The 12,231-nt window shown below is 65.5% G+C and carries 12 protein-coding genes; 6 read left to right on the top strand and 6 right to left on the bottom strand.

The window, feature by feature from the left end:
• Positions 1-431: 431 nt before the first annotated feature.
• On the top strand, positions 432-1,235 hold the full coding sequence (locus tag ABI660_RS14075) for a creatininase family protein (RefSeq protein ID WP_348069040.1): 804 nt from the start codon (positions 432-434) through the stop codon (positions 1,233-1,235).
• Between the two features lie 128 nt (positions 1,236-1,363).
• Positions 1,364-2,707: a sorbosone dehydrogenase family protein gene (locus tag ABI660_RS14070; RefSeq protein WP_348069038.1), complete on the top strand. Its 1,344-nt coding sequence runs from the start codon at positions 1,364-1,366 to the stop codon at positions 2,705-2,707.
• 103 nt (positions 2,708-2,810) lie between these two features.
• On the opposite strand, the gene ABI660_RS14065 is transcribed toward ABI660_RS14070, so the two are convergent.
• The gene (locus ABI660_RS14065; protein WP_348069036.1) at positions 2,811-3,644 is read right to left on the bottom strand and encodes a c-type cytochrome; all 834 of its coding nucleotides are present in this window, start codon (positions 3,642-3,644) and stop codon (positions 2,811-2,813) included.
• Positions 3,645-3,791: 147 nt separating this feature from the next.
• On the opposite strand from ABI660_RS14065, the gene ABI660_RS14060 reads away from it, so the two are divergent.
• The 4 genes from ABI660_RS14060 to cutA are packed head-to-tail and all read left to right on the top strand — an operon-like array spanning position 3,792 to position 7,982.
• Positions 3,792-4,142, top strand: a complete 351-nt coding sequence (locus tag ABI660_RS14060) for a c-type cytochrome (protein WP_348069034.1) — start codon at positions 3,792-3,794, stop codon at positions 4,140-4,142.
• Positions 4,139-5,086 carry a cytochrome c oxidase subunit II gene (gene coxB, locus ABI660_RS14055; protein ID WP_348069032.1) on the top strand — a complete coding sequence of 316 codons (948 nt, stop codon included), beginning with the start codon at positions 4,139-4,141 and terminating at the stop codon, positions 5,084-5,086. The genes ABI660_RS14060 and coxB overlap by 4 nt, the downstream gene beginning before the upstream one ends.
• Positions 5,083-7,599, top strand: a complete 2,517-nt coding sequence (ctaD, locus tag ABI660_RS14050) for a cytochrome c oxidase subunit I (RefSeq protein WP_348069030.1) — start codon at positions 5,083-5,085, stop codon at positions 7,597-7,599. Before coxB ends, ctaD begins: the two co-directional genes overlap by 4 nt.
• A gap of 23 nt (positions 7,600-7,622) precedes the next feature.
• Positions 7,623-7,982: a divalent-cation tolerance protein CutA gene (cutA, locus tag ABI660_RS14045; protein WP_348069028.1), complete on the top strand. Its 360-nt coding sequence runs from the start codon at positions 7,623-7,625 to the stop codon at positions 7,980-7,982.
• Here the strand turns inward: cutA and ABI660_RS14040 are convergent.
• The 5 genes from ABI660_RS14040 to ABI660_RS14020 form a co-directional block, all read right to left on the bottom strand.
• Positions 7,973-8,641 (bottom strand): histidine phosphatase family protein, encoded by a 669-nt coding sequence (locus ABI660_RS14040; protein WP_348069026.1) that lies wholly within the window; start codon positions 8,639-8,641, stop codon positions 7,973-7,975. The two genes, cutA and ABI660_RS14040, sit on opposite strands and share 10 nt — an antisense overlap.
• Positions 8,642-8,912: 271 nt before the next feature.
• Complete coding sequence (locus ABI660_RS14035; protein ID WP_348069024.1) at positions 8,913-9,935, bottom strand: threonine dehydratase; 1,023 nt, start codon at positions 9,933-9,935, stop codon at positions 8,913-8,915.
• The gene (locus tag ABI660_RS14030; protein WP_348069022.1) at positions 9,932-10,570 is read right to left on the bottom strand and encodes a LysE family translocator; all 639 of its coding nucleotides are present in this window, start codon (positions 10,568-10,570) and stop codon (positions 9,932-9,934) included. Before ABI660_RS14030 ends, ABI660_RS14035 begins: the two co-directional genes overlap by 4 nt.
• Complete coding sequence (locus ABI660_RS14025; RefSeq protein WP_348069046.1) at positions 10,571-11,281, bottom strand: VOC family protein; 711 nt, start codon at positions 11,279-11,281, stop codon at positions 10,571-10,573. It abuts the gene before it with no gap.
• The gene (locus tag ABI660_RS14020) at positions 11,281-12,225 is read right to left on the bottom strand and encodes a PhzF family phenazine biosynthesis protein (RefSeq protein WP_348069020.1); all 945 of its coding nucleotides are present in this window, start codon (positions 12,223-12,225) and stop codon (positions 11,281-11,283) included. The genes ABI660_RS14025 and ABI660_RS14020 overlap by 1 nt, the downstream gene beginning before the upstream one ends.
• Positions 12,226-12,231 lie beyond the last annotated feature (6 nt).

The following is a 12,231-nucleotide window of genomic DNA, read 5'->3' as shown; positions in this document are numbered from 1 at the left end:
AGAAAAGTAAGCCAAAGAAAAGGCGACCCGATGGTCTGGGTCCTTCCGCTTCGCTGCAGGCAACCTGCGGTGCTCGACAAAAGCGGGGTCTCGCTCGAACTCGGCTTCGCCTCAGACAATCGCGAGCCCTGATCCGCTTTTGCCTGCGCTCCTCGGCCCAGCCCGACGGGTTGAGGGATCGAATGCGGGTACGGATACGGGGAGACATGACGCGCGCAGCGCGTCATGCCGGGGTACGTGCCTCTCATGTTTGCACGCGGGCGCAACACACACGGCCAAATGGGGGCTCCCTTCCATCGCCCAGCGGGGCGAGGGAAGGGCGGGGGGTTGGGAGTGGGGAGTTCAACCTACTGTCCAGAACAGAATGCAGCCGCAGCGAGACGCTTCGAAGGGCTCGATTCCCTTGGCCGAATTGGCCCCAAAATACGCTCATGAACCCATCCGCCGCCTTTCCCCATTTCTGGGCCGACCTCAAAAGCCCCGATTTCGCACGCCTGGACGCGGCCGCGTCCATCGCCGTGCTGCCGGTCGCCGCCATCGAGCAGCATGGCCCGCACCTGCCGCTCAGTGTGGACACCGACTTGGTCAATGGCGTGATTGCGCATTGCCTGCCGCATCTGGGCGATGCTCCGGTGTTGTTCCTGCCCACGCAGACCGTCGGGCGCAGCATTGAGCATGTGGCCTTCGCGGGCACGTTGACCCTGGGCGCTGCCACCTTGATCCAGAGCTGGGTAGACCTTGGCGAATGCGTGGCGCGCAGCGGCATCAAAAAACTGCTTTTCCTGAATTCGCACGGCGGCAATGTCTCCACACTTGACATCGTGGGGCGCGAATTGCGGGCCCGATTCGGCCTGACGGCCTTCACCGTCAATACTTTCAACCTGCCGCTACCTGCCGATGTCAAAGGCCTGTTTGGTCCTGACGAAGAGCGTTTCGGTGTGCATGGCGGCGATGTCGAAACCTCCATGATGCTGGCGTTGCATCCGCACAAGGTGGACATGGCGCTGGCGCAGAACTTTCATTCGAGCAGCCAGGACCGCGCGCAGGCCTACGCCATTCTGGGCAACGGCAGCAGCGCCAAACTCGCCTGGGCCGCGCAAGACCTGCACGCGGCGGGCGCGGCCGGCAACGCAGCTGCAGCCACGGCGGAAAAAGGTGCGGCAGTGTTGCAGGCCAGCGGCAAGGCGTTGGCACAGCTGCTGCAGGAAGTCCGCGAGCTGGCGCCGCTGGCCTGAGGCCGGGCGTTCGCGGCAGCCCTGACAGAAATTGGGGGCATCGGCTGACAAGGCGTAGCGGCCACCGGGGCGAACATGCAGCCTGCGCGCGCCTGCGGCGCCGCGTTCTCCCTGACAAGGATGTGACCATGCAAGCCCTGCCTTTTTCCCCTTCCACCTCCCGTTTTGCGCTGCTGCCGCTGTGTGCAGCCTTGGCGCTGGGCCTGACAGCCTGCGGAGACACTTCCAAAGTGCCCGAGGGTGCCGATGTGGGTTCCACCCCCACCCTCACCGAGCCGGTGAAGTCGCTCATCCCCACGGTCAACATCGCGCCGGCCCAGGGCTGGCCCGAGGGCGTGATGCCGCAGCCGCTGGCCGGCACCACGGTGACGGCCCTGGCCACCGGCCTGGACCACCCGCGCTGGGTCTACACCCTGCCCAATGGCGACGTGCTGGTGGCCGAGAGCAACAAGCCGCCTAAACCGGATACCGGTTTCAGCATCAAGGGCTGGATCATGGGTACGGTCATGAAGCGTGCCGGTGCGGAAGTGCCGAGTGCCAACCGCATTACCTTGCTGCGCGATGCTGATGGCGATGGCAAGGCCGAAACCCGCACGGTGTTCATGCAGGGCCTGATGTCGCCCTTCGGCATGGCGCTGGTCGGCAAGGAGCTGTTCATCGCCAATGCCGATGCGCTGGTCAAGGTGCCTTATGAAGAAGGCCAGACCGCGATCACGGCGACGCCCGTGAAGGTGGTGGATTTGCCGGCGGGCATCAACCACCACTGGACGAAAAATGTCATCGCCAGCCGCGACGGCAGCAAGCTGTATGTCACGGTCGGCTCCAACAGCAACATCGGCGAAAACGGCATGGACATCGAAGTGGATCGTGCCGCCATCCACGAGGTCGACCCCAAAACCAATACCCGTCGCCTGTTTGCTTCCGGGCTGCGCAACCCGAATGGCATGGGATGGGCGCCGGACGGCACCTTGTGGACCGTGGCCAACGAGCGCGACGAAATCGGCAGCGACCTGGTGCCCGACTACCTGACCTCGGTGAAGGACGGTGCGTTTTACGGCTGGCCCTACAGCTACTACGGGCAGAACGTTGATGTTCGGGTGACGCCGCCGCGGCCCGACCTGGTGGCGAAAGCGGTTGCGCCCGGCTACGCGCTGGGTTCGCACGTCGCACCTTTGGGCATGGTGTTTGCCGAAGGCAACACTCTCCCATCGTCGCTGGCCAGTGGCGTGTTTGTTGGTGAACACGGCTCCTGGAACCGGAAGCCCCTGAGTGGCTACAAAGTGGTGTTTGTGCCTTTCGTGGACAACAAGCCTTCGGGCAAGCCGGTGGATGTGCTGACCGGTTTTGTCAGCCCTGACGGCAAGGCTTACGGCCGGCCGGTCGGCGTGGCCATCGACAAACGCGGTGCGCTGCTGGTGGCCGATGACGTTGGGAACGCGGTCTGGCGCGTGGCCGGCTCACCGGTTCGCTAGGCTCTGCGGCGGCGGCATGACAAATGTAAGCAAAAAGTGCCTCCAGCCCTTATGGGGCGGGCGCAAGCAGCTCCTGATTTAATAGCTATTTGAGGCGGCCCGGCTACTGCAGCGTCGCCAGGTAAGCCGCCATGTCGCGCGCGTCGCCCTCGCTCACGCCCATGTCGGGCATGGCGGTCAGCGGCTTCACCGTTTTTGGCTGGCGGATCCAGTGCACCAGGTTGTCCGGCGTGTTGGCCAGCTTGCCGGCGATCAGGTTGCGGCTGGCCAGGCCCTGGAGCGGCGGCCCCACGTTCGGTGATGAACTGGTGATCCCCGGAATCGTGTGGCAGGCCTGGCAGGCGTACTGGCCCAGTGCCAGCCGGCCCCGGTCCACATCGCCGGTGCGGCGCGAAGCGGCCTCGACAACTCGCGGCGTCACAACAGCGCTCTGGGTTGCCTGCGCATAAGCCTGCGGGCTCAAGGTAGGCAGGGCCTGCACAAAGGCCGCCACGTCCCACAGGGCTTCCTCGTCCAGCCGGAATTGCCAGGCCGGCATGCCGCTCATCTTGATCCCGTGGCGCGTGATCCAGTAAATCTCGCGCGGGCGCCAGCGCTGCAGCGCGTCCACTAGCGGCCCGGGCACGGGCTGCATGCTTTTGCCGATGTCCGCCTGCGCCACCCCCGGCGCGCCGTGGCACTGCACGCAGTGGTCGCGAAAAAGAGCTCCGCCGCGCGCCAGCCGCTGCGCATCGTCCAGCGGCGGCGTGGTGATGTTGCGGGCACGCCAGCGCACCGACTGATGCATGGTGGTTTCCAGCAGCGAATACACCGGCTGCAGGTGCTGCGAGGTCGCACTTATGTCATATATACCGCTGTACACCACCACGCCCGCGCCGGCCAGCGCGGTGCCCAGCAGGGCGGCAACGGTGGTCAGGACCAGCGCGCTTTTTTTCATGCCAATCATTGTGCGGCGCGTGCCCGCTTTCCGGCGCAAGTGTCGGCCTTGTCCTGCACGCATTTGCGCACGCCCGAACAAAAATCGGACATGCGGCGCGTGCTCCAGCTTTTCCCTGTCCGGTGGCCTGGTGTCTGTGCCCTGGTCATGCTTTCGCTGCTGGGGGCTTGCGGCTCCGATTCCTCCGACTCCGCAGCGCCACTGCAGATGGCGGCGCGCGGTGACCCCTTGCAGGGCCAGCGCTTGATCACGCAATTCCAATGCGGTAGCTGCCATGCCATCCCCGGTGTGCCAGCGGCGCGTGGCGTCCATGGGCCTTCGCTGCAAGCTTTCGGCAAGCGCAGCTACATCGCGGGTCGCGTTCCCAACTTTCCCGATGCGCTGGAGCAGTGGCTGATGGCGCCCGCTTCCCTGGTGCCCGACACCGCCATGCCCGGCATGGGTGTGTCACGGGAGGAGGCGCGTCACATGGCGGCTTACCTGGGGCAGCTCGAGTGAGCGCGCCGCTGCTGCCGCAGCTTCAGTCGGTGCTGGCACCGGCCGGCGAGGCTGGTGCCAGCATCACCAGCCTGAGCTGGGTGCTGATCATCGGGGCGACGCTAATTTTTGTTTTTGTCATGACGCTGCTGGCCTGGGCGCTGCGCGGACGCGAAGGTGCGCGGCCCGTGTCCACCCGCCTGTGGATACTCGGCGGTGGCGTGATGTTTCCGCTGGTGGTGCTGACGGCGCTGCTGGCCTGGAGCATGGCGCGAACCCCCGGCTGGATGGAGCGCCCGCCGCCCGGCGCGCTGATCGTCGGCATCACCGCGCGCATGTGGTGGTGGGAGGTGCGTTACCGCGACCCGGCCACCGGCCGCGACGTAACGCTGGCCAACGAGCTGCACCTGCCTGTGGGTCGGCCGGTTTGGCTGGGCCTGAGCAGCCCGGACGTCATCCACAGCTTCTGGGTACCGGCACTGGGCGGCAAGATGGACATGGTTCCGGGGCGGGTAGACCATCTGATGGTGCAGGTAGACCAGCCCGGCACCTGGCGCGGCCAGTGCGCCGAATACTGCGGCGAGCAGCATGCCCGCATGGCCCTGCATGTAGTGGCCCACACGCCTGCCGGATTCGACACCTGGCTGGCCGCGCAGGCGCTGCCCGCTGTCGCGCCTGAGGGCGCGCTGCTCGAACGCGGAAGGGACGCCTTTCTCGCGCAGCGCTGCAATGTTTGCCATACGGTGCGCGGTGTGGCCGAGGAGGGCCGCCTGGGCCCCGACCTCACGCACGTTGGCGGCCGCCTCTACCTGGGCGCCGGCACGCTGCTCAACCAGCCCGGTGCGATGGCGCAATGGGTGGCGCACACGCAGGCCATCAAACCCGGTGCACGCATGCCTTCGTCGGCGGACATGGATGCCGGAACGCTGGCCGCACTGGCCGCCTGGCTGGAGCATCTGCAATGACAGACACCGCCGGCCACCTTCCTTCCAGCTTGCCACGTCCACCCGGCGAACTCGAGCGCCTGGAGCGCGCCTGGCAGCCGCCCAAAGGCTGGCGATTGCTGTCTGCCGTCAACAACAGCTACATCGGCGTGTTCTACATCGCCACTGCGCTGCTGTTTTTTGTGCTGGCCGGCGTGCTGGGGCTGATGATGCGCGCGCAGCTCGCGTTGCCCGACAGCACGCTGCTCAGCGCGCAGACCTACAACCAGGTTTTCACCATGCACGGCACGGTGATGATGTTCCTGTTCGCCGTGCCGGTGGTTGAAGCGATTGCGGTTTACCTGTTGCCGGGCATGCTGGGCGCGCGCGACCTGCCGTTTCCGCGCCTGAGCGCCTATGCCTTCTGGACCTATGCCATAGGCGGTATCGCGTTTTTCTGCACCCTCTTTTTTGGTGTGTCGCCCGACGGAGGCTGGTTCATGTACCCGCCACTGACCGGCAAGGAGCATTCGCCGGGCCTGGGCGCCGACTTCTGGCTGCTGGGCATAGGCTTCATCGAGATTTCGGCGATTGCCGGGGCGATCGAGTTGATCATCGGCATCCTGTTCACCCGCGCGCCAGGCATGACCTTGTCGCGCATGCCGGTGTATGCCTGGGCCATGCTGGTGACGGCCTTCATGATTGTGTTCGCCTTTCCGGCCATCATTGCCGGCACCCTGCTGCTGGAGCTGGAGCGCGCTTTCGACTGGCCTTTTTTCATCGCAGCGCGCGGCGGCGACTCGGTGCTGTGGCAGCACCTGTTCTGGTTCTTCGGCCATCCCGAGGTCTACATCATTTTTTTGCCGGCTGCCGGCATGGTTTCCATGATGGTGCCGGCGATGGCGCGCACGCCGCTGGTCGGACACCGTGCCATTGTGCTTGCGCTGGTCGCGGTCGGCTTTATCAGTTTTGCGCTGTGGGCGCACCACATGTTCACCGCCGGCTTGAGCCGGCACGCCATGTTTTTTGTCTCGGCCGCCAGTTTCGCGGTGGCTATTCCGAGCGGGGTGCAGGTGTTCTCCTGGATCGCCACTTTCTGGAAGGGCCGCGTGCAAATGACGGCACCCACGCTGTTTTTGCTGGGCTTTCATTTCATCTTCGTGCTGGGCGGGCTGACAGGCGTGATGGTGGCGGTGCTGCCTTTCGACTGGCAGGTGCACGACACCTATTTCATCGTGGCCCACTTGCATTACGTGTTGATTGGTGGCATGGTGTTTCCGGTGTTTGCCGGCCTGTATTACTGGTTGCCGGTGTTCAATGGCCACCGCCTGTCCGAACGCGCCGCGCGCTGGGTCTTCGGCCTGATGTTTGGTGGCTTCAACCTCGCATTTTTCCCCATGCACATCAGCGGCCTGATGGGCATGCCGCGGCGCGTCTACACCTATGCGGGCGATCTCGGATGGAACCTGCTGAACCTGCTGTCGAGCGTGGGCGCCTTCATCCTGGCGCTCGGCATATTGCTGTTTTTCATTGATGCCGCACGCGTGCTGTTCAAAAAGAAAACAGAACACGGCAACCCATGGAACGCACCCACGCTGGAGTGGTTGCCGCAGGAAACCTACGGCATGCGCAGCATTCCGCAGATCAGCTCGCGCGAACCCTTATGGCACCGGCCAACCCTGGCCACCGAGGTCGTGGCCGGCCGCCACTGGCTGCCCGGAACACATTCAGGCGGACGCGAAACGCTGGTGACCAGCTGGCGCGACGCCGTGCCGCAGCACCTGCTGGTGCTGCCCGGCGACAGCTGGTGGCCGCTCATCGCGGCGGCGGGAACGGCCGGCTTTTTTCTGCTGCTGACGGTGGCGCAAGTGGCGCTGGCATTTGCCTGCGGCGTCACGGTCGTCGTCGCCATCGTGGTGTGGCTGTGGCAAGGCGACAGGCAGCCCCATGCCGCCACCGCAGAGGTGGCCGACGGTGTTTTTCTGCCGGTGGGCGCGCGCGGCAGGGCGTCGCATTCGTGGTGGGCCGTGATCATCCTGCTGTGTGTCGATGCCACCGTGTTTGCCTCGCTGGTGTTTGCGCATGTGCATGTGTCCATGGCCGCTGACGTCTGCCCGCCGCCTGGTGCCCAGCTGCCGGCCTGGGTCTGGCCGGCGGCTTCGGCGGGGCTGCTGTTGCTGGGTTCGGCCGCGATGGCCGGCGCGCAAGCGGCGCTGGCGCGCGGCCGCCGCACACCGGTCTGGCTGCTGGTACTGCTGGCTGTGCTGTGTGTGCTTGCCGCGTTCGGCATGAACGGCTGGGGCCACCAGCTTGCGGTACTGCGGCCTGCCGCCAATGCCTGGAGCGCCACCGTGGCCGCGCTGCTGGGTTGGCAGGTTTTTCATGTGGCGGTGCTGCTCACCATGGGTCTCTACGTCTGCGCTCGCACCTGGACCGGCCGGTTGAGTGATGATGCGCGCGCTTCGCTGGACAACACGGCGCTGCTCTGGCATTACGTGACGGTGCAGGGCCTGGCCGGCATGGGCATCATTCACCTGATGCCGCTTTTCAGCTGATTGTTTTCCCGCAAGGACCGGACATGGAAGCTTCGACCGATTTCTGCCTGCTGATGACCAGTGTGGATAGCGAGGCCGCCGCGCAGGCGCTGGCCGGCGGCATGGTTGAGGCGGGGCTGGCCGCCTGCGTGCAGCTCTTCCCGATGACCAGCTTTTATGTCTGGAAGGGCGAAAGCCGCCGTGAGGCGGAATACCTGCTGCTGGTGAAGACGCGCACGGACCTGGCTACGGCGGCAGGGGACTTTATCCGCGCGCACCATCCGTACGAGCTGCCCGAGTTGCTGCAACTGCCGGTGACCGGAGGCTCGGCCGCTTACCTGCAATGGCTACGGGCGGGTACCGCGGGCGGGGTGGTGGCGCCGCCTGCCGGCACTCAGGAGTAGGTGATCCAGTCCGCGTGTTCCGGCGCATCCAGGTGCGGCAGCGTGTTGTAGGTCACCAGCATGTGGCGTTTGGGTGTGAAGGCGAACTCGGTCAGCGAGCAGTTGCGTATGCGCAGGTTAAGCTCGATGGTGGCCTCGGGGCTGGTGCCCAGCACATGGCCCACCGCGGTGGAGATCGGCCCGCCGCTGGACACCAGCAGTACATTGCCGGTGTAGCTGGTGCGCACATGGTCCAGCACGCCGGTGATGCCTGCGACGAAGTCGGTGTAGCTGGGCATGCCTCGCGGGCTGACCACACCGGCCATCCACTGCGCCAGGCCGTCCTTGAGCAGGCGGAAATGGCTGCGGTACATCTCGGGCGAGGTCGGCTTTTCCAGCTTGTGCGGGTGGATGGCGCCGATCACGGCCTCGCTGTCGTATTCGTTGAGGCTCGGGCGGGCTGCTGCGTCCATCGCCGTTCCCATGCCTTCACAGATGCCTGCGAAAGTTTTCAGCTGGCGCTGCAAGGTGCCGGTGAGAGCCGCCTCGAAAGTGATGCCCTTGTATTTAAAGTATTCGCCCAGGCGCACGCTTTGCCGGTAGCCCATGTCGCTGAGCACGTCATAGTCGTCGGCGCCAAACGAAGCCTGGCCGTGGCGCACGAGGTAAAGGGTTCCCATGCGCAAATTGTGGCTTGCTGGGCTACTGCATCTAGTCACTCCCGTGACTGGAAGTCGATCTCAAGACGCCGGAGCGACACGCGAACAGAAATTTTCAAGCAGGGGCCGCGGATCTGGCTTTGCCAGTCCGCAGGCGCATCCTTCGACAAGCTCAGGACGAACGGACCCCCCCGAGGGGCTGGAGCCTGCGGCTCCAAAGCTGCTTGAGCAGCTTTGGACAGGCGACAGAGGCGAAGCGTCTCGCGAGCCGCGGCCTGCAAGGCCTCGCGCACTACGCGAAGCGAGAAGCGTGGGGGCTCAATACTTTGGCGACAGTCGCGCTGTCCACGTTGCCGCCGCAGAGGGTGGTGCCCACCACTTGGCCCTTGAGCTGTGCGCGCTCCTGCATGGCCGCGGCAAAACTCGCAGCCCCCGCGCCCTCGGCGACGTTGTGAGTGTCGGCATACAAGTCGCGCATGGCCTGCGCCACTTCGTTGTCCGTGACTTTCACAATGTGGTCGAGGTGCGGCAGCAGGATGTCCAGCGCGTTCTGGTCTGCGATGCGGCAGGCCATGCCGTCGGCCAGCTGCGTGCTTACCGGCGCCTCGACCACGCGGCCTGCCGCCAGGGAGTCGGCGTAGGTGGTGGCGTGCGCGCTGACCACGCCGACGATGCGCAGGCTGCGTTTCAAGGCCAGCTTGGCGGCAATCGCCGAGCAGGCGCCCGAGCCCTGACCAATCGGAACGTACACCACGTCGAGCTGCGGAACGGCGCGCATGAATTCCCACCAGTAGGTGCTGACGCCGCTGAGCAGCCTGGCGTGAAAGCTTGGCACCATGTGGGCGCCGCGCTCCGTGGCCAACCGTTTGGCGAACTCGCGGCTTTCCTGGAAGTCGTCGCCGTGTTCGATCAGCGTGACGCCGAGGGCGCGCATGGCGGCATTTTTCTCCCGGGAGTTGCCGTGCGGGACCACGATGGTACAAGCCACGCCATGTGCACGCGCCGCCCAGCCCATGCTCTGGCCATGGTTGCCTCGCGTGGCGCTGACCATCTCGGCCGGCAGCTCGCCAGCTTGTTTCAGGGCGTCGAAATACGTCAGCCCGCCGCGGATCTTGAAGGCGCCGACCGGTGTGTGGTTCTCGTGCTTGATCCAGCAGTCGGTGCCCAGCCGCTGGCTGGACAAACCCCAGCGGTATTGCGGCGTGGCCTGGAACTCCCGGTAGACCACCTGGGCGGCATGTTCGATGGCCTGGAGGTCCGGCAGCCCCATCTGTGAGAGGGACGGCGGCGCTTCCTCGCGCAGCACCGCGCTCATGCTGCGGCCCGCTTCTCGGTCAGCAGGCGCAGTGCCAGCAGCCCCAGCATCGTGCCCATGACGTAGCGCTGCACCCGCATCCAGGTGATGTTGCGGTTCAGGAAGACGGCCAGGCCGGCGGCGAAAAAGATGATCACCGTGTTGACAGCCAGGCTCACGCCGATCTGGACCGCGCCCAGGCTCAGGCTTTGCAGCAGAACCTGGCCGCGCTCGGGGTGCAGGAACTGCGGGAAGAAAGACAGATAAAACATCGCGACCTTGGGGTTGAGTAAATTGGTCATGAAGCCCATCAGGAAGAGCTTGCGCGGCGGGTCTTGTGGCAAGGTCCGGGTTTCAAAGGGCGACAGTCCGCCCGGTTTAACCGCCTGCCAGGCCAGCCACAGCAGGTAGAACGCGCCGGCCACCTTGATGGCAGTGAAGGCGACCGGTGCCGCCAGCAGCAGCGCGCTCAGGCCGAAGGAGGCGCCCAGCAGATGCACCACAAACCCCAGCGCCACGCCGCCCAGCGACACCATGCCGGCGCCGCGACCCTGGCACAACGTGCGGGAGATGCAGTAAATCATATTGGGCCCGGGCGTGAGTACCAGCGCCAGCGCGACGAGGGCAAACCAGGCGAGTTCAGCGGAAGAAAGCATCTAGACTCCTTTTGATTCGAGCGTGACCAGGCCGCGCGGCGTCGTCAGCGTGGCAACGAGATTGGGCGCGCCCTGGATCACACCCACATCGACCAAACCGATGGCGGCATGGGCGGCCTGCAGCTTTTTTGGCTGCGGATGGCTGACCCGCAATGCTTCGAGCCTCACGCCCGAGGGCTGCATGGCGTCGAGCGGATGGGCTGCATGCGCCGGGTCTTCGGACGCCAGGCCCCACTGGATCAGCGTCGGCAGGCCGCCGTAGAAAAGCCGCTGGCCGTCGTCGCGCACGGTGATGCGCCAGCTCAGCAGGCCGCTGGCGGTCTGGCGCGAGGCCTGCACGACGGCTCCGCGGTCCAGGCCTTGGGCGGAAAGTGCCTTGACTGCGGAAGCCACGCCCGGAACGCTGGCAACAAAATGAATCAGCTGCGGCCCGTCGCTGGCCACCCGCGCCTGCAAATGCGGGTCGTCCATGTCGAACCAGCGGTGTTTGCCGGGCGGGCGTACTGGCGTCACGCCGGGCTGGATGGCGATGATCTCGAAATAGGCCCGTGGGAAGGCCGGGCTTGCGACACTGAACAAGCGGTTGTGCGTGCCCATCAGCGGGTGCTCGCCGCCCGGCCCCGGGATGATGCCCAGCGTGGCTTCGCACCACTGAACGCCCTGGTCCAGGCTGGCGGCCATGACGACCAGGTGATCGACCTGGGCAGTGATCACAGCGTGACCGTTCCGTCTATGCAGGTGACCGATTCACCGCCGACCCAGACGACGGGCGTGCCGGCCATGGTTTCGCGCGAGAGGTGAACCCGGCCGGCGCGGCCCAGGCAAGTGCCTTGTGCCACGGTATAGTGGTCGGACGCATGGCCGTCGGCCATCAGCCACTGCGCCAGGCTGGCATTGAGGCTGCCGGTGACCGGGTCTTCATTGATGCCTATGGTCGCGGCGAAGGCGCGTACTTCAAAGTCTGCGCTGGCGGCTTCGGCGGGTGCAGGCTGTGTACTGCCGTCGAAAGCCCTGGCTTCACGGTTTTTTCTTGCTATCAAAACAGGAGCTTCTTGCGCAGCATGGGCACCGGCTACACCCACTTTTATGCCCATTTTTTTGAGTGCGAGGTGATCGGGCTCGATCTGCATCACGGTGTCGGCGCTGTCCAGCAGCAGGCCCAGCCAGACCGGCCCGTTGTCCAGCATCTGCGCAGCAACAATGTGCTGCGCCTTCAGGCCCAGGGCGGCGGCTACTTGCGCCAGCACGACCGGGCTGGGGGCCGAACGCTTGAGCGGTGGCGCGGCAAAGGCCTGGCGTACACCAGAGGCATGTGGTTCAAGACGAATGGGCACCAGGCCGACCTGGCACTGCTGCACGATGACGCCCTGGCGTTTGGGCTGGCCGCCGGCCTGCAGCCAGGCATGGCAGGTGCCCAGGGTCGGGTGGCCGGCAAAAGGCAGCTCGCCGCCGGGCGTGAAGATACGCACGTTGTAGTCGGCGGACGGGTCTTCCGGCGGCAACACAAAGGTGGTTTCCGACAGGTTGGTCCAGTGTGCAAAACGTTGCATGGCCGCGGCGTCGAGACCGCTGCCGTCCAGCACCACGGCCAGCGGGTTGCCGAAGTAGGGCTGGCTGGTGAACACATCGACTTGTTTGAAGCGCCTGGTTTTCATGGGATT

It is taken from the genome of Polaromonas sp. (genome assembly GCF_039930745.1).
In the GTDB taxonomy this organism is placed as follows: domain Bacteria; phylum Pseudomonadota; class Gammaproteobacteria; order Burkholderiales; family Burkholderiaceae_C; genus Polaromonas.
The sequence above is the reverse complement of the archived record's forward strand: the minus strand, read 5'-3'. Positions and strand labels throughout refer to the sequence as shown.

Excerpts from the sequence above, each read along its gene's own strand:
- ABI660_RS14060 (WP_348069034.1), top strand. The coding sequence starts at position 3,792 with ATGCTTTCGCTGCTGGGGGCTTGCGGCTCCGATTCCTCCGACTCCGCA.
- ABI660_RS14030 (WP_348069022.1), bottom strand. The coding sequence starts at position 10,570 with ATGCTTTCTTCCGCTGAACTCGCCTGGTTTGCCCTCGTCGCGCTGGCG.
- ABI660_RS14035 (WP_348069024.1), bottom strand. The coding sequence starts at position 9,935 with ATGAGCGCGGTGCTGCGCGAGGAAGCGCCGCCGTCCCTCTCACAGATG.
- ABI660_RS14040 (WP_348069026.1), bottom strand. The coding sequence starts at position 8,641 with ATGGGAACCCTTTACCTCGTGCGCCACGGCCAGGCTTCGTTTGGCGCC.
- ABI660_RS14020 (WP_348069020.1), bottom strand. The coding sequence starts at position 12,225 with ATGAAAACCAGGCGCTTCAAACAAGTCGATGTGTTCACCAGCCAGCCC.
- ABI660_RS14075 (WP_348069040.1), top strand. The coding sequence starts at position 432 with ATGAACCCATCCGCCGCCTTTCCCCATTTCTGGGCCGACCTCAAAAGC.
- cutA (WP_348069028.1), top strand. The coding sequence starts at position 7,623 with ATGGAAGCTTCGACCGATTTCTGCCTGCTGATGACCAGTGTGGATAGC.
- ABI660_RS14065 (WP_348069036.1), bottom strand. The coding sequence starts at position 3,644 with ATGAAAAAAAGCGCGCTGGTCCTGACCACCGTTGCCGCCCTGCTGGGC.
- ABI660_RS14070 (WP_348069038.1), top strand. The coding sequence starts at position 1,364 with ATGCAAGCCCTGCCTTTTTCCCCTTCCACCTCCCGTTTTGCGCTGCTG.
- ctaD (WP_348069030.1), top strand. The coding sequence starts at position 5,083 with ATGACAGACACCGCCGGCCACCTTCCTTCCAGCTTGCCACGTCCACCC.